Origin of the sequence: Corynebacterium flavescens (genome assembly GCF_008693105.1) — a bacterium.
In the GTDB taxonomy this organism is placed as follows: Bacteria; Actinomycetota; Actinomycetes; order Mycobacteriales; family Mycobacteriaceae; genus Corynebacterium; species Corynebacterium flavescens.
In genome coordinates, this window is record NZ_VXKK01000043.1 from 1 (window position 1) to 22951 (window position 22951).

15 protein-coding genes are annotated in these 22951 nt (G+C 62.1%); all 15 read right to left on the reverse strand.

Translation table 11 applies throughout. From position 1 onward, the window contains the following. Positions 1-640: 640 nt before the first annotated feature. A complete protein-coding gene (locus tag F4V60_RS11370; RefSeq protein WP_075730680.1) occupies positions 641-940 on the reverse strand; it encodes a hypothetical protein in 300 nt (99 codons plus the stop codon). A gap of 406 nt (positions 941-1346) precedes the next feature. Further along, the gene (locus F4V60_RS11375; protein WP_075730681.1) at positions 1347-2891 is read right to left on the reverse strand and encodes an acyl-CoA carboxylase subunit beta; all 1545 of its coding nucleotides are present in this window, start codon (positions 2889-2891) and stop codon (positions 1347-1349) included. Continuing rightward, the gene (locus F4V60_RS11380) at positions 2872-7614 is read right to left on the reverse strand and encodes a type I polyketide synthase (RefSeq protein ID WP_075730682.1); all 4743 of its coding nucleotides are present in this window, start codon (positions 7612-7614) and stop codon (positions 2872-2874) included. Before F4V60_RS11380 ends, F4V60_RS11375 begins: the two co-directional genes overlap by 20 nt. Before the next feature lie 370 nt (positions 7615-7984). After that, positions 7985-9838 (reverse strand): FadD32-like long-chain-fatty-acid--AMP ligase, encoded by a 1854-nt coding sequence (locus tag F4V60_RS11385; protein ID WP_075730683.1) that lies wholly within the window; start codon positions 9836-9838, stop codon positions 7985-7987. An 82-nt stretch (positions 9839-9920) separates the two neighbouring features. After that, complete coding sequence (locus tag F4V60_RS11390; RefSeq protein WP_075730684.1) at positions 9921-10850, reverse strand: cutinase family protein; 930 nt, start codon at positions 10848-10850, stop codon at positions 9921-9923. 46 nt (positions 10851-10896) lie between these two features. Then, the gene (locus F4V60_RS11395; protein WP_075730685.1) at positions 10897-11373 is read right to left on the reverse strand and encodes a DUF732 domain-containing protein; all 477 of its coding nucleotides are present in this window, start codon (positions 11371-11373) and stop codon (positions 10897-10899) included. Positions 11374-11376: 3 nt separating this feature from the next. Beyond that, positions 11377-13350, reverse strand: coding sequence for an alpha/beta hydrolase-fold protein (locus F4V60_RS11400; protein ID WP_075730686.1), 1974 nt, complete (start codon positions 13348-13350; stop codon positions 11377-11379). Positions 13351-13639: 289 nt separating this feature from the next. After that, positions 13640-14668 (reverse strand): alpha/beta hydrolase, encoded by a 1029-nt coding sequence (locus F4V60_RS11405; protein ID WP_075730687.1) that lies wholly within the window; start codon positions 14666-14668, stop codon positions 13640-13642. Between the two features lie 155 nt (positions 14669-14823). Then, on the reverse strand, positions 14824-16584 hold the full coding sequence (locus F4V60_RS11410) for an arabinofuranosyltransferase AftB family protein (protein WP_075730688.1): 1761 nt from the start codon (positions 16582-16584) through the stop codon (positions 14824-14826). Positions 16585-16680: 96 nt separating this feature from the next. Next, positions 16681-17682, reverse strand: coding sequence for a decaprenyl-phosphate phosphoribosyltransferase (locus tag F4V60_RS11415; protein WP_075730689.1), 1002 nt, complete (start codon positions 17680-17682; stop codon positions 16681-16683). After that, entirely contained in the window at positions 17679-18209 is a 531-nt protein-coding gene (locus F4V60_RS11420) for a phosphatase PAP2 family protein (RefSeq protein WP_075730690.1), read from the reverse strand. The genes F4V60_RS11415 and F4V60_RS11420 overlap by 4 nt, the downstream gene beginning before the upstream one ends. Beyond that, complete coding sequence (locus tag F4V60_RS11425) at positions 18199-20166, reverse strand: glycosyltransferase (RefSeq protein ID WP_075730691.1); 1968 nt, start codon at positions 20164-20166, stop codon at positions 18199-18201. The genes F4V60_RS11420 and F4V60_RS11425 overlap by 11 nt, the downstream gene beginning before the upstream one ends. Positions 20167-20581: 415 nt before the next feature. Further along, positions 20582-21496 carry an NADP-dependent oxidoreductase gene (locus F4V60_RS11430; protein WP_075730692.1) on the reverse strand — a complete coding sequence of 305 codons (915 nt, stop codon included), beginning with the start codon at positions 21494-21496 and terminating at the stop codon, positions 20582-20584. Positions 21497-21552: 56 nt separating this feature from the next. Next, a complete protein-coding gene (locus F4V60_RS11435) occupies positions 21553-21981 on the reverse strand; it encodes a cupin domain-containing protein (RefSeq protein ID WP_075730693.1) in 429 nt (142 codons plus the stop codon). A 56-nt stretch (positions 21982-22037) separates the two neighbouring features. Further along, the coding region (locus tag F4V60_RS11440; protein WP_150387370.1) for a heavy metal translocating P-type ATPase at positions 22038-22951 on the reverse strand (914 nt) is incomplete at its 5' end.

Below are 22951 nucleotides of genomic sequence, written 5' to 3' on the forward strand. Positions count from 1 at the left end.
GCCATCGTTGGTGTCCTTTCGAGGATGTGTAGGAGCTGAGTCGAAAGGTACCGCGGTGGTCTCCTTGCTGGTCGGCAAGGGGGGGTTCACCAGGCGGTAGCTGTACACCACACTATTGGACGCAACCCGCAATGACGTAGAGACAACGGCGGTAATGGGATGCCTGTGCCGTGCATTTAATGTGGCCCTAACCGTGCAATTTAATCTGTCCCCTGACAGCAACTCTTTTTCATCTCTTTCCTCCTGTTTTTATCAACTTCCGCCGCAATCCGGAATCCTGAAGCTGCTGATAATAGGGATGGTACCCGGGTAATGTTAACTTCCCCCTTGGGGTTTCCTCTTTGAACTATGCCCACGAGTGTTCTTCTCGAGCCGAAACCGGAGCGCCTGAATCTCCAGGTCTGATATCAAGTTTCCCCGAAACCACGGTTGTTTCTAGACTGTCGGAGCGTCGATGTCCCGGGGACAGGCCTCGCTGCTTGCGCGCACTGCAATTGATAACAGCCTTTGGCACGAAGCGATCCGAGATTACGTCGTCCTGTATTGAAAGCGTCCATTCCAGAGCAAACAAACAGCAACTCGGTTGTTGCTGCTAGCTCTTTACTCCACATGCGGGAGAATGAACTCTGCAGAACTCGCTTTAGGGAGTGGGCCCAGAAAAGAAGAACCCAAAGGCAAAGAAGATCACGATCAGCGGTGCTGCCAGTGAAAGCACAGCAGCGAGATAGAGATCGTAAGCCTTGGTCTTAGTCGCGAGGTAGCAGTTTCCTACGCAAATGGAGAGAAAGAGTGCGCCAAATATAACGACTGAAGGCGTCCACCATTGCTTGGAAATGATCCAGAAGATGTAGCCCAAGACCAAGGCCACTATGACGCTGGACCAGCCTATACACCGAGCCTGCTTCGGGCTCGACGTGCTTGTCTTGCTTTGAGTGGGCATCACACACACCTTCTTCGCTCTCATAGCAGAACCTTGATATGAGAGTCACACTAGTAGAGGACCCTTGATTCCGCATGAGAATCGGCCTATTTACAAAGAAGAACCCCTCCTGATACCAGCCACGTTTCACTAGTTCAGTGAAGCGGCTGGGCGGGAGGGGTTCAGCGTGCCAGTTGCTAGCTTCCTAGCGCTGGGGCGCGGGTGCTACACGCCGAGCAGTTTGCCAATCTGGTTGACAATCATGACTACGTAGCTGATGAGGTCGCCGCTGACATCGATGATGCTGGAAAGCATGTCTTTCTCCTTAAAGTTACAACGTGCCGCAGCGGGATCCTCCGCGCGGCTTCATTGTTACTATCGCGCGGAGCTCGCGGGCGTTACATGGTTTTGCCTTAAGGAGAGCTTCCTACATCGGGGAGATGGTGTGCTTCTTGGGAAGATCGTGGCTGACCTTGCCGGCAAGCTGCCGCAGTGCCTGCCGCAGGGCAAGGCGTGATTGATTGGGCTGGATCATGGCATCGAGGTAACCACGCTCGGCGGCGACATAGGGCGCGGTCATGGTCTCATCGTAGAAGTCCATGAACATCTTCTTAGTCATCGCGCGCTGCTCGGGGGTCTCTGCAGCATCCAGCTGCTTGCCGGCAATCATAACGACCGCAGCAGCCGAGCCCATGACCGCGATCTGGGCGGTGGGCCACGCTAGGTTGATATCACCTGTGAGGTTCTTCGAGCCCATGACGGCGTAGGCGCCGCCGTAGGCTTTGCGCACGATGAGGGAGACCTTCGGCACGGTGGCTTCGACCACGGCGAAGGCGAACTTGGCCCCGCGGTGGATGAGTCCGACCTTCTCCTGTTCCACGCCGGGCAGGTAACCCGGGGTGTCCACGACGAATACCAGCGGAATGTTATAGGCATCGCAGATACGGATGAAGCGCGCACCTTTGTCTGCGGCATCGGCGTCGATGCATCCGGCCAAGTGCAGGGGATTATTGGCCACAAACCCCACCGTCTTACCGTCGATGCGGCCGAAGGCGGTGATCATATTCGGGGCGAAGTTCTCCTGGATCTCAATGAGGTCCTCGTCATCACCCAGCTGGGCCAAGAGGTCCAGCATGTCATAGCCGGCGTTGGTGTCATCCGGCATGAAGGAGTCAAGATCATCGTCCCCCAAGTCGGCGTCGTCTGGCGCGGCGAACTCTGGGGCCGGATCGAAACAGGTTAGGGGAAGGTGGTCGAGCAAATCGCGCACGAGGTCGAAGGCCTCTTCCTCCGAGCCGACGACAGCGGAGACGTTGCCGTTGAGTTCCTGCTGACGCGCACCGCCGAGCTCAGCGGAGGTAACCTCCTCGCCGGTGACCTCCTTGATGACGTTGGGGCCGGTGACATATAGCTCCGCCTCCCCGTCCACGGCGATGACGAAGTCGGTGGTGACAGGCGCATATACCGCTCCACCGGCGGATTTTCCCATCATGATGGAGATCTGCGGGCTGCGGCCAGAAAGCGGCATCTGCCGCCGGGCAATCTCGGAATACATCGCCAGCGACGTCACCGCGTCTTGGATGCGGGCGCCGCCGGAGTCTTGGATGCCGATGACGGGGCAGCCGATCTTGATGGCCATATCCATGACCTCGGTGACTTTCTTGCCAAAGGTCACGCCCACGGAACCGCCGTAGACGGATTTATCGTGGGCATAGATGCACACGGGGCGCCCGCCCACGCGGCCATACCCGGTGACCACGCCATCGGAATAGATGGCTTCCGGGTCGCCCGGAGTCTTGGCCAGGGAGCCGGTCTCCACGAAAGATCCCGCATCAAGGAGCTGGTTGATGCGCTCGCGCGGGGTGGAGCGACCGGCCTCATCGCGTCGCTTCCGAGATCGCTCGCTACCCGGATCCTGCGCCTTTGCCAGGCGCTGCCGCAGGTCAGCTAGCTTATCGGCCGTTGTTGCCACGAATCTTCTCCTCGATCCATCCCTTCATGTGCTTGCCCACGATACCGATGACCGGCTCATCGGGGACCGCCAGGTGATCTCCCGGCAGTTGCACGATCTCTAGATCCTTAACGATAACGCCCCAGCCACCATCCGGGTCAATCTCGCCGTAGCGCGGCTCGAGCTCAATGGCCCCCTCGTGCATACGCTCCGAGCGGAAGAGCAGGACGGGGACATCCACATCGGCCCAGCGGCGCATGTCCAGCGAGCCCAGGATCTGGTTGTCGATGAAGGATGCCCGCTGGTGCTCGAGCACTCCGGCAGACAGGCCGTGCTCGGCCGCGTCCGTCGTGGAAAGGAACTCACCCAGCATCTGCATGAGGGCATCCTCCCCCACCGTCTCCAGCATCTCGTAGGGCACGGGGAACTCTAGGCCATAAGTCTTCTTGGCAAAGGCGGCGTAACGCCCCCAGCGCGCCTTGGTTTCCTCCAGGGTATTGGGCGCGGGGTGGGAGGGCTGCGTGGTGTCGAGCAGAGCAATGAATGCTACGTCGACGTCGGTGGAGCGCAGCTGATGGGCTACCTCATAGGCCAAGGCACCGCCGAAGGACCAGCCGCCGAGGACAACGCGGCGGCCACGGGCGTACTTTTCGATGTCCCCTATATAGGCCGCAGCGCGCTCATCAAGCGTTCCTTCGAGGCGCTCGACTCCGTAGACGGCGACGTCCTCGGGCAGGCGGCGGGTAAGCGGCTGATAGACCACAGTGGTGCCACCGGCAGGGTGGAACATGAATACTGCCGGGCCATCGGCCTCACGCAGCACGCGAATATTGCCCTCGACCTCAGTCTCTAGGCCCTCGCGCACGAGGTCAGCCAGGGGCTCGAGGGTCTCGGCCTTCGCCACCTGCTGGGCGCTGACCTCGATGCCGGCGCGCTCGCTCAGGCGCTGAGAAACCTTTTCCGCCTGCTCCGCGGTGATCTCAGGCAGCGTGCTGGTCACTCCGGCCGCAGCCGCGCCCGTAAAGGTTGCCCAGGTGCCAAAGACCATGCGCTCGGAGGCATCGCGCGGGGCAACGCCCACGCCCTGGGCCTCGCTGTTTGGCTTTGCGACGTCGGCCTCAGCAGCTTCGGTCTCTGTAGCTTCGGTTTCGGCAGGCTGCGCTTGGACTGCCTCCTCGACCATCGAGATGACGTCGGCAAGCGAGGCATCGCGCAGCGCCTGGACCTGGATCGGCGGAATCTGGAAATCATTCTCCACGCGGTTCTTGATGCGCATGCCCATGAGCGAATCTAGGCCGAGATCAATAAGGGGCAGCTCGCGCGGCAAATCCGAAACGTCATAACCCATGGACTCGGACACGATGAGCGCGAGGCGGTCCTCCACGCTTTCGGTGGCGGGGTCCCAACGCACGGTGTCCTCGGCATCCTCAGTGTTGCCTGTGTTGCTGGTGTTGGCAGCACTCGGGGAAGACTGCAGCTGGGCGACGCCCGGGGTTGAGGTGGCTGCGCCGAGGTCGAGGGCGGAGGCAAAACCTTCAGCAATGCGCTGGCTGTGATCGTTCTCGAAGGCGAAGATCTCGACGGACAGGCCGCCAATGGAGCGCTTGAGTACGGTGGTGATGTCACCCTGAGCAGGCAGGTCGGCGTGCTCTTCGACGGCGACAATCTGCGAGCCGGGAGAGACCGCCTCGACGGCGGCGTCGAGCAGCGCGACGGCGGAAGGAACCTGATCGGCGTTGGTGGAGAAGGCCACCTCGCCGGTGGGCAGACTCACCCGGTTGCCGGGCAGACCAGAGGTCCCCGAGGCCGGGCGAGCGTTGGTCCAGTAGCGTTGGCGCTTGAAACGGGTATGCGGGGCAGCCACGCGCTTTCCTGTGCCGAATACGGCCTCGTAGTTGACCGGCGCGCCAGCCACATAGAGCTTGGCCGAAAGATCGAGGATAGACTCACTCGGATCGACCTTGCGTTTGAGCACGTAGAGCAGCTGCGCATCGGACTTGCCCACGGCAAAGGCGGTGGACATCAGGCCCATGAGCGCGACCGGATTGGGGGAAATCTCCACCAGCTGGGTGTGGCCGTTGGCAAAGGCCTGCTCGGTGGCGTCCTGCAGGTAGACCGCCTGGCGGGTCATGCGGATCCAGTAGTCCTCATTGTGGACCACGGAGCCTGGGCGGTAGACCTCGCCGCGATCGACGGAGCTATAGAGGGTGGTGTGCAGCGGCTGCGGGTTTATGCCGGCGATATCGGAATAAAGCTCGCCCAAGATCGGATCGACGGCCGAGGTGTGTCCGGCGCCCTTGACGTTGAGGGCGCGGGCGAACTTGCCCTCTTCCTCGAGCTTGGCCACGAGGTCGAGGACCTCCTGGCGTGGTCCACCCACGGTGGTCATGCCGGGGCCGGTGTACACGGCTGGTTCGATGGAGCCGTCCAGCGCGGCGATCTCCTCGGCTGAGAGCTCGACCACGGCCATAGCCCCTTGGGTTTCCTCCGTCAAGGTGGCCTCGCCCTCGCCCATGAGGCGGGCGCGGTGGCAGGCAATCATCATGGCATCCTCGGCGGTTATGCCGCCGGCAGCATAAGCAGCGGCGATTTCACCCATGGACATGCCCATGACACCAGCCGGGCGTACGCCGAAGGAGGCCAGCAGATCCGTCACCGCGATCTGAATCGCGGTGATCGCCACCTGTGCCGTTTCGGTGTTATAGGTCTGCGCGTCATCGGCGACGATGTCGAGCACAGACCAGCCGGACTCGAAGTCCACGATCTTGTCGAGCTCAGCCAGGCGTGCGGCGAAAGCGGGAGAGACCTCCAGCACGTCCTTGACCATCTTGCGGTGCTGGGAGCCAAAGCCGGAGTAGACAAAGACCGGACCGGGAATGGAGGGCGAATCGGCAGCGGCGATGCCCTGCGAGACCTTGCCATCTGCGACCTGGCGCAGGCGCTTGACCGCTTCCTGCGCGTTATGCGCGGTGATGACGGCCCGGGAGCGCCCGTGGTTGCGGCGTGCCAGCGTGCGCGCCAGCGCCAGCAGGTCCGGCTTTTCTTCCTCGATGAAGTCTGCCACCTGGGCGGCGGCCGTAGCGCGGCGAGAGGGAAGCAGGCCAGAGACGGGCAGGGCCACTGCCGCGCCCTCGCCCACGGCGACCTGTGGCTCACGGCGCTGTGAGGTGCCGGTATATTCGCTGAGGACGACGTGGGCGTTGGTTCCGCCGAAGCCGAAGCCAGAGACGCCGGCAAGCTTATGACCGGAGTACTCGGGCCACTCACGCGGATCCTCGACTACCTCGAGGTGTTCGCCGTCGAAGTCGATGTAGTGATTCGGGGCGGAGAAGTTGATGGAGGGCGGAATAATGCCGTGCTGCATCGACTCGATGACCTTGATGATGCCGACGACGCCAGCTGCGGCCTCCGAGTGACCAATGTTTGACTTCGCCGAGCCCAGCAGGGTTGGCGTGGATGCGTTGCGCCCGTTGCCCAAGACGCGGCCCAGCGCGGTGGCCTCGATGGGATCACCAAGGATGGTGCCGGTGCCGTGGGCCTCGACATAGTCCACGGTCTGCGGGGCGACGCCGGCGTCGGCGTAGGCACGACGCAAAACATCAACCTGCGCATCCGGGTTCGGGGCGGTCAGGCCATTGGAGTGCCCATCAGAATTGACCGCAGAGCCCTTGATGACGGCCAAGATGTTGTCGCCGTCCGCCTCAGCGTCCTCGAGGCGCTTGAGTATTACAACGCCGGCGGCGTCGGAACGCACGATGCCATCCGCATCATCGGAGAAGGCATGGATGGCGCTGGTGGGGGAAATAACCCCAGTCTCACTGAAACCGATAGTGGCATAGGGTGCGGCAAGAATATTCACGCCTGCAGCGACCGCGATGTCGGCGGAGCCGCTGCGCAGATCGCTCACGGCGTTGTGAACGGAGACAAGGGAAGAAGAACAAGCGGTGTCCACGTTGACCGAGGGCCCACGCAGATCCAAAGCATAGGAAATACGGTTGGCAATGATCGCCGAGGAAGTGCCCGTCATGGCATAAGGGTGCATCTCCGCAGGATCGGCGGTGATGAGCATGCCATAGTCATTGTTGGTAGAGCCTGTATAGACGCCGGTGGCCGTGCCGCGAATCTCATTGGCGGGCAGGCCTGCATCCTCGAGAGCCTCCCACACCAGCTCCAGCAGGATGCGCTGCTGCGGATCCATGTTCGCTGCCTCCAGCGGGGACAGCCCGAAGAACTCCGGATCAAAACTAGCAATGTCTTCGATATAACCGCCATCGGTGTTGTTGATGGCGATCTTCTTGCTCATCACCGGATCGGCGGAATACTCCGACCAGCGCCCCACGGGAAGAGAGCCGGTTCCCGGGCGGCCTGCAACGAGCATGTCCCAAAACTGCGCCACATTATCGGCACCGGGGAAACGCCCGGCCCGGCCGATAATCGCGATGTCCTGCCCGGCAGGTGCACTGCCGCGCTGGCGCGGCTGTGCCGTGGACTGTGCGGGCTGCGTGGTCACAGCGCCGTTGACCAGGCGATCTGCCAGCTGAGCAATGGTGGGGTATTCATAAGCCACGGTGGGGTCAAGCTTGAGCCCCAAGAGGTTCTCCAGCTCCCCGGAGAGAACAACCGCGTCGCGCGAGGAAAGACCGAAATTCTCCAGCGGCTTGGTATCGGTGATTTCCTCTACGGACAGGCCAGTGGTGTGTGCTACCCAGCTGCGAAGCCAGTCACGCAATTGCTCAACGGTCATAAACTAAAAGTCTTTCCTCAAGTTGCTCCAGTTAGGTGTTGCGGTGTGCAACGTCCCAAGGCATTTCGCTGTCTCCGCGCATCTTGCTAACGCGACGCCGAGTTTCCACGAGAGAACCCAGCGACGCTAGCTGCGGGCGGCACGAAGCCACGTACATTCTATGCTTATCGCTCTATTGTCTCACTGCGTTAACTAGTGTCTCAGATTAGACATACTAGAGCGCCGTTTCCGCTGCTGGCAAAATCACGGCGCTCATTGAGCTGGAAACGCAGTTTTCCCCTCCATCCTGCTGGAACTGGGGTTTTCTTAACAAGAGGAGGGGAAAGTAGGGAATAGGAAGCCTCGGGCTTTAAGTCCGCGGAATGAGGATTTAAGCCTCGTAGTGCTTCTTAGCCACGCGGCGTGCGATCTTGCCGGAGGAAGTGCGGTTGATCTCGTGGCCGGCCTTCCACACGATCTCAGCCGGGGTGACGCCGTGGCTCTTGGTCACGGCGCTGCGGATTGCCTCGGTGGCTGCGGCATCATCCGCGGCATCGCTGCCATCGGCACGCTCGACCAGGATGACGAGCTCCTCGGTGTTATCTCCCTCAACGGAGAAAGCAGCGACGGAATCCGGGCGGACGTGCTCGCTGGCGGCCTGCACGGTGCCCTCGATGTCCTGCGGGTAGTGGTTGCGGCCAGCAATGATGATGAGGTCCTTGAGGCGGCCGGTGATGTAGAGCTGATCATCAACGATGGTGCCGAGGTCTCCGGTGGCCATCCACTTATTGTCATCCGGGGCACCGGGGATACGGGTACCGCTTTCCAGGCGCTCGCCGAGCTGGTTGCGGAAGGTGGCGGCGGTCTCCTCGTCGCGTCCCAGGTAGCCGGTGGCCATGTTGTCGCCGTATACCCAGACTTCACCGATGAGGCCGTCTGCGATTTCGGCGCGGGTCTCCGGATCAACAATGGTGAGGTACTGTGCCGGAACCGTCTGCCCATTGGAGGCAAAGGCTACGGTGTCCTCGGACCTATCCACGATGGTGGCCTTGCCTGCTTCAAGGTCGCTGCGATCGAAGTGCGAGATCAAAGGACGCTCGCCGCGCTGCGGGGTCGAGACGATGAGGGAAGCCTCTGCCAGGCCGTAGGAGGGGCGCAGGGCCTCGCGGCGCAGGCCGTAGCCCTCGCCGAAGGTCTGCCAAAAAGCGTCGAGGGCGGACTCGGTCACCGGCTCGGAGCCGATAATGATGCCAAGCACGTTGCTGAAATCGAACTCCTCGCCCTCCTCCGGAGCGCCGTAGCGTGCGGCGAGCTCGAGAGCGAAGTTCGGAACCACAGCGTAGGTGCCGGCGAGGTGCTCATCCATGGGCTGGCGGGAGAGCTGGCGTACCCAACGCTTGGGCTGCTGGACAAAGTCACGCGGGGTCATCATCTCGAAGTTCAGGCCCAAGATGGTGACGAAGGCAGCGAGGATGATGCCCATATCGTGGTGCAGGGGCAGCCACGAGGTCACGCGCGGCGGAACCTGAATCTGGGCGCCGACGAAGATCTGCAGCACGTTGGTGAGGATGGAGCGGTTGCTCAGGACGACGCCGGCGGGTGTGCGCGTGGAACCGGAGGTGTACTGCAGGAAGGCCGGCTGATCCAGCGGTGCCTGCGTGGCGGCTGCGGCCATGGCGCGGCCTGCCTCGGTCTCCATGGGGTTCTGCCAGGATTGCGCGAGGGAATCCGGCAAGGAGTCGATGGAGATGATGCGTGGGCGCTCACGGGCCGGGATCTCAGCGAAGTACTCACGCACCGCTGCGGCGGAGGGGTTGTTGGTCAACACGATGGTGGGATTTGCATCCCCGAAGACCGCCTTGAGGTGATCCGCGTGACCCGGTTCGTTGGGATCATAGAGCGGAATCGGCAGCATGCCGGCGTAGAGAGCGCCGAGGAAGCCGAAGAGATACTCCGGGGAGTTTCCGGCCAAAATGGCCACGCGGTCCCCGATGGTCCCGACCTGCTGCAGGCGTGCTGCAACGACCTTGATGCGGGTGTTGACTTCCGAGCGAGTGAGATCGCGCGGCTTGCCGTCACGGTCCTCGTCGAAGAGCCACTGGCGCATGACCGGGCGATCTGGGATGCCTGCCTGCAGCTCGCCCTGGTAGACGTGCTCGCTCAAGCCAGCCAAGGTCAGGTGCGGCGGCAGGGTGATTTGGCCCTTTTCGTCGAAGAACTGGCCGATCAAGGCTTTGAGGTCCATCGAATCTCCTTGTGGGTTCGGTTTTTACTTTTGACATTGAAAATATCAGAGAAAGCGTGAGAAGTGTTACACACGCTCCGCACTAGATCTGATCGATCTTCTGCCGCGCCCAGTCCACCAGCCACTGATTCGCGGTGGTATCAGCGATGACGCCGGTATTCGAGGCATACATGGCGTGCACGCCGTTGGCCTCGATGAGCCCACGAGCGCGGTCTAGGCCGTTGAGGGCATCGCGCGGGGCATCGCAGATGGAGTCATTGGGCGCGCAGATTTGATAGGTGCGATCAGCCAAGGAACCGAAGCCGAACTCGCGCGGGCCGCGCATGGTTGCCCCTGGCACGATTCCTTGCACTAGGCCGGAGACTGGCTGCAGTGCGATCTCCGCACCCACGCCGCCGAGGTCAAAACCGGGATTGATGCCCACACCATTCTCGCGGCGACCATCAGCAACGATCGCCACGCCGGCGACGTTATCTGCCGGGATTGCACCGGTGCCGCCGCCGATCTTATCGGCGACATCGCCGACGATAACCGCGCCCTGGGAAAAGCCGGTCAGGAGGAACTGCGTGGCCGGGCAGCTGGCATGGGTATCGCGCAGCTCTGTTTCTAAGCGGGCGGTGCCTTCATTGCGGGAATCGTCATAGCTCATCTCCTGCTGGGCGTTGATGTTTTTAAACTGCGCCGTATAGGGCAGGGTCCACACTTTGACGTCCTCGGGCGCATAGGCCTCTTTCAAAGGGTTGCTCACAGAGAGCATGAAGGAATGCGGGTTCGCCGTGGGATTGAGCGGATCATCATCCGCTGCGGATTCCCACGTACCCGGCGCAGAGATGACCTCCACGCGCGGGCACCAATCCGGTTGGGCCGGAGGCGCCGCGGTATCAGATTCCCCGGGTTGTCCCCCACCGGTGCCGCCATCGATCCCATCCTGAGATTCCAGGAACTGGGTAACGCCGACGCCGATGACGGCAAGGACGGCGAGGACGGCTACAACAGTGAGTGTTTTACGCATGAATTATTTTCTACCTCGCAAAGATGCCAGAAGCATTCAAAAAGTACTAGCAAAATGCTGTGCGTGCCTGATCCGTGATGAGCGCAGAGAGCTCCTCATAGGACATCGACGTGCGCTCTTGCTCGATGAGCTGGCCTGCCACCGCGGGGATGGTCACGTTATCCTCGGGCTGGCACGCGGAGTAGCCGGCGCCGATAATCTGGTCTTCGACCCCTTCGGTGTTAAGCCCGGCATCCCCCAACGCGTGCAGGTAGGACTTCTCCGCATCGTCGACAGGCACTGCGGAGGTAGGGATCTCCGAAACCTCACGCGCGCCTTGGTCCTCGGCTGCGGGCTCCGAGGCCGCTGCGCTGGGTTTCGCGCTTGTCGAAGTCGCTGTAGAGGACGCCGCAGCACTGCTGCGCTCCAAGGGCGGCACGGAGGTAGCCTCCCCTGAACCTTCACTTTCCACGGTGGCGGAACCGCAGGCGCTTAAGAGACAGGCTGCGCTAAGGGCGGCTGCGGCGAGAATATAACGAGACATCGCCTAGCTCTTCTCTACCTTGACTTGGCCCATGATCTCGCTGATGGTTCCGTGCTGGAACTTCTGCGTGAGTCCACCGGCCGCGATCTCCTTGTAGTCCTCGGTGGGCCAGCCCATCTCACCGCGCTCCCAATTAAGCTTGCCCCATTCATCCTTGATGGCGCCGTTCAGGATGTAATGCGCGCCCGAAGGACCGGAGAAGTAGATGCTGCCGTGCTCGAACTCCTGGAACCAGCCGCCCTCGATGGCGTGCTCATTGCCCTTGGGGTAGCCCAGCTTGGACTCCGGGCCGCCCATCTCTTGGTACTTGGCGCCGATGGCACCGAATACCAGCGAGTGGGAATCGTCCGGGTTGCGCGTGAGCATGCCTCCCTCGAACTCCTGGATGAAGCCATCTCCCACCGCCTTTGCTTGGCCAACGGGGTACTTCAGAATCCCGTTCTCCCAGCCGGTCTCTCCCCATGCGTCGACCATGTCGTGCGGAATGGCCCACGCGCCCTTGTCCGGGGTCCAGTAGATGGAGCCGTTCTCAAAGTGCACGTAGCGCCCGCGTCCATCAGGAGTCTTCTCCTCGCCAGTCTTGGGGAATCCCAGCCAGCCTTCGGGGCCGCCCTCGTTGGCGTAGCGTGCGCCAATGCGTCCAAAGATGGCATGCGCACCGGTCTGGGGCGACCAATAGGCGGTGCCGCCCTGGAAGTCCTGTGCCTTGCCGCCCTTGGCAACGTCGTACTCGTTATTGATGCAGTTGCCGATAACACCGGACTCGGTAGCTTGGGCGATGGCACCAATCGGGGCGCAATCCGCGCCGCGGTCTTCCTTGGGGATCTGCAGCGCATCCGCGATAGAGGACCACGCCGCGTTCATCTCAAACTGCCAGTACTCCCAGCTGTGCACGCCGGTGGGACGGAAGCGGGTAATCGGCTCCACGCCTGCGCGCTTGGCATAGTTGACGAAGGTCTGCGTCGACATGCGCGAGATGACTTCGAGACCAACACCAGCCATGTTCGCTGGCCCCTTGGCCACGGACTGGCCTACGCCAAAGTCATCCTTGCCCGAACCGGAAGACACGTAGACCGTCATGTCCTTGAGGGCTTCCGTTCCCAGCTTGGGATCGTGGTCGATCCAGCCCTGAGAATAGGGAGCGCCCCACATGTTGGAGGAGGTATATCCACCGGCATCCGTCTGCGCCGCCTGGATAGCCTCGGGCATGCCGCGGGAGGTCGTGTCCAAGTAACCAGAAAAGGAACCGACGAAGTCGAAGAGCTGCGGGTTGCGCTCAGCCAGGTTCACTGCGGCGGTGCCGCCCATGGAGATGCCCACGATGGCACGCTTCTTGTTAGAGCGGTACTCGTTATCGAGCACTGGGATCAGCTCGCGGGTAAGGAAGGTCTCCCACATGTAGTGGTCACCCTGGTCTGGCTTCTCCCAGTCGGAGTAGAAGGAGGACTCGCCGCCGACGGGCATAATGACGTTGACGTTGCGGTCCGCGTACTGGCTCAAGATATTGGTCTCGATGATCCAGCCGGATTCATCATCACGCGCACGCAGGCCGTCGAGCGCCCATACCTCCGGGAAGGTCTTGTCTGGGCTGGAGTACCAGTCACGCGCCAGCTGAATCTGCACCACGCGCTCTTTGTCCGGCATCGCCGCGGATTGGATGTACACCTTGAGCAGGCGGTTGGTGAGGTACTCCACGCGGTTGACCTTGACGCCTGCAGGAAGGTCAGGCACGTCGGGGTACTCGGTGCTAATCGGGGTGCGCACGGGAGGATCCTTGGGCGCAATGGAATCAGACAGGTTGGAGCCGTTGCCGCCGAGGTTGGCTACGGCGTCGGTCGATGAGGACTGGGCAGCGGCGCTGGGCAGGAGAGAAAGGCCCACAACGATGGCAGTCGGTACGGCGGCAATGGCGAGTCCCTTGCGGGTCTTAGCCAACCGCAGGGAAGGCCGAGTGCTCACTGGCGAGTTCTTAGGCATAGGTGCTGATCCTTGTAGTGATGTCGAGGTAGCACCGAGCAAACGCGCCTTCCGAGGGTTCCCCTCCCCCGGATGGCCTGCAGGGTGCAACATGCTATCTATTGTGCCGTCAAGTTTAAGTTGAACTTGACAGTTTGAGAAGAGGGACACGCCCATTCCACAAAAGTAGTAAAAACGACAATTGCCAGGAAGAAGCGAACTTCTTCCTGGCAATATGTGCCGACTTCAGAACTATTAAGACAAGTTCCGTCTGATTCAGGAATTCTAAAGCGAGGTGAGCTGCGAGCGTTTACCAGGCGTTCATGGTGTCAAGGACGCGGCCCTTGGTCTTCTCCAGCTGGTAACCAAATTGCAGCCAGTTGTGCAGACCCTGTGCGGGGTAATCCGTGGTGAGCCTGCTCAGACCATCAGCGCGGGCCTTAAGCTCCCAAGCGCGGGTGGTGACCATCGAGGCAGCCTCGAGCGCAGCACCGGAAGCCTGGTGCTCCGGCAAGTAGTTGGCCTGGTCAGCCGGGCCGGCGATACCAGAAGCAGCGGAGACGTAAACATCCGTATTTCGCAGGCCACCAGTCTGGTACAGCGGGTCATTTTCAAAGCGGCGGGGATCGATGATCGAGCCGTACATTGCGTTGATGTTGTACCCACCGGCATCCAGCAGAGCGAGGCGAATTGCCGTCTGCGCTCCAGGGACAGTGGTGGTCAAGAAACCGGAGAAGGACAGAGCCTGACGGAACTGCTCCGGATGCTTGCCGGCGAGGGTCAGCGCGGCGGTGCCACCCATGGACAGGCCGGCGATGGAGTTGTTGTTGCGAGCCACGCCGAAGTTGGACTCAAGGTAGCCAGGCAGCTCCGAGGTCAGGAAGGTCTCCCACTGGTAGTTGACCGGATCGTGCAAGTCATACTTTGCCGAACTATTCCAGTCGGCGTAGAAGGAGCCGGCGCCACCCACGGGCATCACCAAGGTGATATTGCTGTCTACATAGGTTTGCGCCGCGTTGACATCGTTGACCCAGGCGTTGGTGTCCTCGGTGGCACGCAAGCCATCGAGGAGGTAGAGCCCGGCGTTGCCGCCATTCGTGGCAGGCTGGATCTGCACCGGGATGTTTCGTCCCATGGCCTGCGACCATACGTCACAGCGCTGGACCCAGAAGCCCACGCCGTCCCAAATACAGGTATCGGTAGCATCGGCGCGCAGACCATCGCGGTTAGCAGCGTGAGCTGGCTGGGCTCCGGCCACAACGGCCAAGCCCAGGGCAACGGCGACGGCAGTGACGAAAGCCAGCATCCGGCCCTTCAGGCTGGAAGTAAGTGCGGTCATGTCTCTCCTTTGATTCGCTTCCCAAATAGCGTCTTAAAATAGTGTCTTTTTCTGTATCGCTCGGCGGCACTCGAACGTTAACATTACAGAACAGTAACAATGTTTCTGGGAAAACGCCTAATGTAGGCTGGCCCGCACATCTGCGGCGAGGAGACTTAACGCAGGTAGTCCTCTGGATTGGCGGAAAAAGTAAGGGTGCGCCCCTCCCCCAGAGAAAACCTAATGTTCTCCCAGAAGCGCTGCGCAGTCAGCGGATCGCGGTAGGTGGCAAAGAGGCGCTGGAAGTCATCGCTCTGCAGGGCCTCGCGTGCGCGGCGGGATCCTTCCTTGTCGAACCATGGCGGGAGTTGCTCGATATCGGCCCCGGAATCGGCCACCTGCCAGATGCTCGCCAGGTTTTTATCGTGCCCAATGCGGCCGTCCTCGATGCGCGGCTGGCGGGCAGCAAGCGGTGTAGCCAGGCCAATCGGGTCAAGCACGCGCACCTCGAGGGGAGCATTCGCCGAAGACATGCCCATATTGATGAGATAGAGCGTGGCCGGATCGGTGCGTTGCGGATCGCGGGCCAGGCCATGCCACTCAAAGGTCTGTGGGTTGTCATTAACCAGGAAGGGCAGGGCCAGGGCGTCACCGTTGCGCAGATCCTCAATGCCTTTATCGAAGCCGCCAAGCAACTTCATGTTGTCGAAGTCCTCGACAGTGCGTGGCGGGTGTCCCGGCTCCCGTTTGGTGGCATAGGTCCAAAAGTCCCGCTCATCCACCACGGAGATCCCCTGCTCATACTTTGCCCAGTCTTGCGGGTGCGCACGCAGCACAATGACGAGTGCCCATAGGGCGCACAGTGCTGCCACCAGGGTTGTTGCAGCGGTACGCAGCGGCAGGACGAATACCGGAAGAAGCACCGCGAAGAGCGGGAGGAGCAACATGCGGCCATGCATGAAGTCGCCGCCAACGCGCAGTACATAGAGGGTATGGAGCGCGGCTGCGCCCACCAAGAGGTAGGTCACGGTGACCTGCGAGCGCCATCCACGCGGGTGCAGGTTCTTGCCGTAGAGCTGCCAGGCGGCTATCGCCAGCAGCACCAAGGGCATCCACAGCATGTAGGGCATAAAGAAATCTGCCAGGTAGGAAAAGCCGTGGCCCCACGCGGAGCCGGAGGCAGACTTTGCTACCGCGGTATGCGGGGTGAGCAGGCCGTAGTAGCCCATGCGGAAGAACTGGTAGCAGCCGGGAACAAGCACCGCGACCGCGAGGATTCCCAGGCGCGCACGCCAGGAGCGATGGGCGATGAGGAGCAACAAGCCGGTCAGCCCGCCGTAGAGGGCGAACTCCGGACGCACCAGCCAGGACATTCCGGCCCACCAGGCCAATACATAGGGAGTGCTATCAAAACCAGGCTGCGCATGGCGGCCGGCGTGGGCACGGGGAGTGCCCGCCCAGCGAACCAGTAGCGCCCAGAGCACCGCCAGATAGAAGATGGACAGCCCCCACTCGAGCCCGGAGGTAAAGAAATCGCGGGCAGGAGGAAGGGCTAGGTACACCAAGGCCCCGGCCGGGGCGATGAGGGCGCCCGAGCGCAGGCGCGTGGCCGTTGCCCAGGCGCCAATGACCATCGCCGCCACGGAGAGAAAAAGCCCGAGGTAGATGGCCACCGTGACTAAGTCGAGGCGGGTTAGCCAGCCGGCCCCCCACACTAGGTACTGCCAGAGCGTGGAGGTATTGGCCTCGACGCGCTCGCCCGCGTTGAATACGGGCCCGTTTCCAGCCTGCAGGTTGCGCACCGTGCGCAGGACGATGAGGCCGTCATCGGCGATCCAGCGGCGCGCGAATCCCCCCCAGAAAGAAAAAACACCGATAACACCCAGGGTGATCCACACAGTGAATCTGGCGTAGGGATTGTTATCAGTGTTATGCACGAGGCAAAAGTTTATCAGCTTCAGCGCTCAAATAAGGAAACCACGATGGGGATTCCCCCAGGTATTGTGCAGGCTCAAGGCAGAGTTGAGCCCAACCTATGCTCCCATAACGGGGAGGATATATACCGCGACGGCGATACACGCCAGCCACAACAGTGCCAGGATCTGCAAGGCACGGTCCTGCAGGGCAATCTCATCGGGCGCACCGCCATTGCCGCGGTCGACGTCGGCCGCATAGCGCAGGATAGCGATGGTAAAGGGCACCATGGAGATCTGATACCACACGCTGGCGGGACCATCGGCATCGTTGGAGAGCTGGAAGCCCCACAGCGAATAGGACATGACCACGGCCGTAGCCGCCAGGGTCCACACAAAGCGCAGGTAGGTGGGCGTATAGCCCTCGAGGGACTTGCGGATCTTTGCCCCGGTTCGCTCCGCTAGGAGGATCTCCGAGTAGCGCTTGCCGGAGGCCATAAACAGCGAACCAAACGCCGCTACCAGGAGGAACCACTGGGAAAGATCGATGCCGGCAGCCACGCCACCGGCCATCGTGCGCAGCATGAACCCGGAGGACACCAGGGCGATATCGATCACCGGCATGTGCTTCCACCCGAAGCAATATCCCAGCTGCAGGGCGATGTAGACGGCCATGACGATGGCCAGCTCCGGGCCGGCTGTGGCCAGGAAGGACAGCCCGATGGAGCCCACAATCAACAATGCGGCCATGGCATAGGCCATTCCCACCGGCAAGACGCCCGCCGCGATGGGGCGGAAGCGCTTGGTGGGGTGCGCACGGTCTGCCTCAACATCGCGGGCATCGTTGATGAGGTAGATGGCGGAGGCGCCCATGCAGAAGACGATGAATGCCAAGCCGACGTCGACAAGCACGCGCGAGTGGAAGAGCGCATCCGAGCCCGCGGCGGCCGGGGCCGCGAGCACGAGGACGTTTTTGACCCACTGCTTCGGGCGCAGGGCCTTAATCATGCCATCGACGAGGTTCTTCGGAGGCTTGCGCATGCGCCCGGTATCTACCCCGGAGGTATGCGGCTCCGAGTGGAAAATGCGTTGCTCGCCGCCATTAGGGCGCTCATCACTCATGCGTTCTTCCTTTCGAAGCGGGTGACTGCCTCCGCCGTGGCGGCGCCGATGAGGGCACCGGCCACGGTATCGGAGGGATAATGCACTCCGAGCACCATACGCGATGCCATCATCACAGGCACACCGAGCAGCGGTGCCGGGGTGCCCAGCACGCGTGCGGCGCCAACGAGGAAAGCCGTGGTGGAGGTGGCATGTGAGGAGGGAAAAGACAGCCGGGAGGGCGTTGCCACCCCGACACGAACATAAGGGTAGGCCGGGCGGCGGCGGCGCACGATGCGCTTGACGACGACGCTTGTGGCGTGCGCCCCAAAGGCCGCCACCCCTACCCCTATCCACTCACGACGGCGCTTTTTATCCAGCACCGCGGCAGCGGCGGACAGGCCCATCCAGCCCAGGGCGTGCTCGCCGAAGTGGCTGAGCGCCCGCGCGCCCGGCACCACGCCGGGCACCTCATAGACGGCATCCTGCAGCGATTCCAAGATATGGGACTCGGCCACGCTGACACTGCCGGGTTTCTTATTGGGCATCGAAGACCTCTTTCCATGCCTTAAGGGAGGTGAGCTTGGGCAGCGCGGTGCGATACTGCGCGCGCAGGGAATCAAACTCTCCCTCGATCTCCGTGAGCAACTCCCGGGTCTGCTGCACCAGGTTCTTGGCCAGCTCGCGGTCGCGCTTGCGGAAGGCCACGCCGGTACCGCCAGCGGTAGATACCGTCGCGGAATCTAGGCGCGAGAGGGTAAACCAGCGTGCCTCCTCGGGCGTGAGGTTGAGCTGCGGGGCCAACGCATTCTCCGGGTCTTCTTTGGACAGCAGGTGCTTGAATCCCTTGATGGCCCAGGGAATCTTCTTGATCTTGGCCAGGCGCCCGCCAATGTTGCTGGTAGGGACACCCGGCGCGCCGGTGGGCGCGGGGAGCTGGTCGGCGGATTCGAGGATGACCGCGTCCGAATAGTTCTTGCGGATAGCGGCGATGCGCGGCAGCGAGGTCTCCAAGATATCGAAAAGGTGGCTCGGGCCGGCCAAGAAGTCCTGCATGGCCTCGAGCTGTATGGCCATGGTGGAGTACTCCATGCACATCGTGTGCTTGAGGGTGGACTTGAAGATGGACTTGGTGATGCCCTTGGGGTCCCCATCGTGGTACAAGGCCGCGACGATGAGGCGGTTGCGCAGGTGGAAGTAGGCCTGCCAATCGATGGCGTCATCCTTATCGGCCCAGGCCATGTGCCAGATGGCCGCGCCCGGCCAGGTCACCGTGGGGAAACCGTACTGCGCTGCGCGCAGCGAGTACTCGGTGTCATCCCACTTGATAAACAGCGGCAAGGGCTGACCAATGGTTTCCGCCACCACCCGCGGGAAAAGGCACATCCACCAGCCGTTATATTCCACATCCACCCGGCGGTGCAGGGCCCGGGAATCATACTTCTTCGGATCCAGCCGCGATTCCTCGTCCCCGATGGTGCTGAGCGGATACTGGGCGAAATCATGGTCGTAGACCGCGTGGGTTGCTGCGGACCACATGAAGTCCTTGCGGTCCACACGCTCGCCAGTGGTGCGCAGCTGCGAGCGCTCCTGCAGGTTAAGCATCTGCCCGCCCACGATGATGGGCTTGGCGGCGAAACGCGCCACCTGCACGGCACGCAGGATCGAGTCCGGCTCGATGGCGATGTCATCATCCATATACAAGATGAAAGGCGCATCCGTATTCTCCAGCGCCTCATACATGATGCGCGAATAGCCTCCGGAGCCGCCCAGGTTGCCCTGACGGAACTCGCGGAAACGCTCCCCGAAGTGCTCGACTGCCTCGGCGTAGCCCGGCTCATCCGCCGGGTGCTGCGTGCCCTGATCCGGCATGAGGACAACCTCGATGATCTCATCGACTACTGGGTCCTCGCCCAATGCCTGCAGGGCTGCAACGGCGTCGCTGGGGCGGTTGAAGGTGGGGATACCCACCGCGACCTTCTTGGCGGAGGGTGCAATCGCCGTGCCATCGGGCAGGATCTGCTCCCCCGGCGCGTGCGGGGCGCACCACGCCGCGTCAGCTATGACCGTCTCGGTCTCCGCCGTGACATCGAACCACAGCCAGCCGCCGTCTTCGAAGTTCTTCAGCGGGATCTCAAACTCGTGGTGGCCCGTGGTAACTAGGTGGTTGGCCACGGAAATGCGCTGCCCATCCTCCTTGGAGCGATACAGGGAGACATTGGCCTCACCTTCCACATCAAGCACGAGCACCACCGAGCGCAGCTGCGACCAGCGGCGCCAATAAGAGGCCGGGAAGGCGTTGAAGTAGGTCTCGAAGGAAACCTCTTCGCCGGCTGGGATGGTGACGGAGGTGCGATCACTCCAGCGCAGACGCTCGCGGTTGTGCTCCGCCTCAATGAGGTAGAGCATGCGCACGTCAAAAGGCTCGCCGCGTTTGGGGAGCAGAATTCGTGCCAAAGGTTCCTTTACCTGGGAATTACTCACAGTTCTCCTTGGATTTTGCATACTTCTGCGTCTCAGATTAGTTCTTCGCGTCCACGGTAACCGGTTGCCACAGCGAGGCCCGGCCCCGCGATCCAGATAATGGGACGCCAGACGTTAAAACTCTACCCTCCCTCCAATAGCCGTGGTAGCGGACGCTGCTGCGGGACTGCCCTAAGCCAAGATTCCTCATCCCCATGCTTGGCGCCTATCCGAGCAGCGCATCACTGACAACCGGCACTCCGCCCCCCTTAGCCCGTTGCTCCCCGCTGGCCCAGATCCTCTATATCGATAAGGTGCTGTTGCAAACAGGAATTCCAGATAACTAACTATTTGTTAGTGTGCAGCGCAACGCTGGTACCGGATCTGCCGTTTTCGTCGAAAACGCGAGTTTGCAACAGCACCGCTTCTGGCCGCGGTGTGTGCGAGTGGTGGTCGATCAGGCTGCGGTCATATCAATCACGATTTTGCCGGTGGCGTGGCCGTCTTCAACCACGGCTAGTGCCTCCCCGGCCCGATCGAGGGGATACCGGCTGGTGACCTGCGGGTCAACCAGGCCGTATTTGATCACATCGGTGATCTTCGCCATCGCCTCCGGGTTTCGCTCCAGGCCCACTCCACCGAGTTCTGCGGCGGTAGCCGGATCAACGGCAGAGATGAGATGGGAGGGGTCGGTGACCAGTCCGGAGACCTCGCGCAGTGCCTGCCCGCCGACCAGGTCGACGATGAGGTCGACTCCGTCCGGGGCTAGGTGGCGGACCCGGCCGGCCACAGCATCCCCCGACGGGATGAAGGTGGCACCGGTGGCTTCGACGACCTGGCGTTTAGCTTCACTGGCCACTCCGAGCACGGTGAACTTATGGACCCGACCGATCTGGGCGGCCATCAAGCCGACACCCCCTCCGGCCCCGACGATCAGCAGAACCTGGCCGGGATCGAGCTCGATCTGGTGGGTGACATCATAAGCGGTCGCTGCGGCCACCGGGATGGTGGCGGCATCAGTGAAGGAAATCTCCTCTGGCTTGACCACCGCGTCGACCGCGGCGACCAGGGTGTCTTCAGCGAAGCCGCCGTAACCCGGGACGACTGGGCCCAGGATCTCCTGGCCGACGGTGAACTCCTCGACTCCGGCTCCGACGGCGGTGATCACGCCGGCGACTTCCTGGCCCATCGGGGCTGGCAGCGCCAGATCGGTGCCCAGTGCGCCGGAGCGGATCTTCCAGTCGACGGGGTTGACCCCGGCGGCACGAACGTTCACCGCGAGTTCTCCCGGTCCTGGTTGTGGGGCTGGACGGTCAATCAGCTTCTGAGTGTCAGGCCTATCGAAGATGTGGAACGCATATACCTTGGACATGGTTGTTCTCTTCTTTCTGTGAGTGGTTCTCGTAGGTGTCAGAGCCGTGATGGTGATCAGCTCTCCGGCGGGGTGTCTCGCCCCTCGGCTTCAGCTGCCTCCGCCTTAGTGCGGATGGCGTGGGCGCTATCGACGGCGTGCTCGGGTGGGGCGTAGATCGTATAAAGCACCAGCGGTTCATCCCCGGTGTTGCGGAAGTTATGTCGGACTCCGGCCGGCACGGCGCACTGGTCACCGGGTCCGATGAGATGGGTTTCGCCGTCGAGATCGGCCTTACCGGTGCCGGCGACAAACGTCAGGATTTGATCGGTGGTGTCGTGGACTTCCTCGCCGATCTCTTCTCCGGGTGGAATGGTCATCACGACGGTCTGGGCATGGTGACCGGTCCACAGCACCCGGCGGAAGTCCGGGTTGTCTGTGGCGATATCGGCGATGGTGAAGTGCTTAATGTTGTCACCGATGTGGAAATTTTTCGATGAAACCATGGTGTCCTCTTTCTTTCCTGCGGCACTGCCGCTGGTGGGGTGGCGGTGATGGTTGGTTATGTGGTGGCGGTCTGGTGGGTATCGGCGGCGGCCTTCTTGGCCGCGGCCTGCGGTTCCTTGAGGGTGGGGCGCAGCAGCAGCATGGCGATCGCGATGACCAGCAGGACGGAGGCCTCGTGGACGAGCATGCCAATCGACATGGTCACTCCACCGAGCAGGACACCGGCCAGCAGGATCGTGACGGTGGCCAGGGCGATGCCGATGTTGACCCGCATGGTGCGTACCGTGCGCTGGGCCAGACCCAGGGCGTAGGGCAGCCGCGGCAGCTTGTCGGCCATCAGGGCGATATCGGCGGTCTCGATGGCGGCAGGCGAACCGGCCGCACCCATCGCCACACCGATGTCCGCGGTGGCCAGTGCCGGGGTGTCATTGACACCGTCGCCAACCATGGCCACGACCCGGCCCTGCGCCTGCAGCTCCTTGACGATCTCGAGCTTGTCCTCGGGCATGAGTTCTGCCCTCACCTCGTCGACACCGAGCTCGGCGGCGACGTTGCGGGCCACTCGCTGCGCGTCACCGGTGGCCATGACCACGCGGATTCCCTTATCGTGCAGGGACCTGATCGCGGCCGGGGCGTCGTCACGGATGGTGTCGGCCACGGCGACGATGCCGATGGCTCGTCCGTTGACGCCGACGTACATGGCGGTCCTGCCCTGGTCATTGAGCTCGAGAATGCGGGTGTTATCCGGGGCGTGGTCGAGCAGGTCGGCTGAGCCCACGGCCACGGTGGCACCGTCCACGTCAGCGCGGATGCCGCGGCCGGCGACCGGTTCAGCCTTTTCCACCATCGCCACGGTCAAGCCCTTGTTCTCTGCACCTTGGATGATAGCCTCGGCCAGGGGGTGCTCCGAGGCGGTTTCGGCACGGGCGGCCAGGGTGAGCACCTCATCGTCCGAGTAGGCAGGGTCGA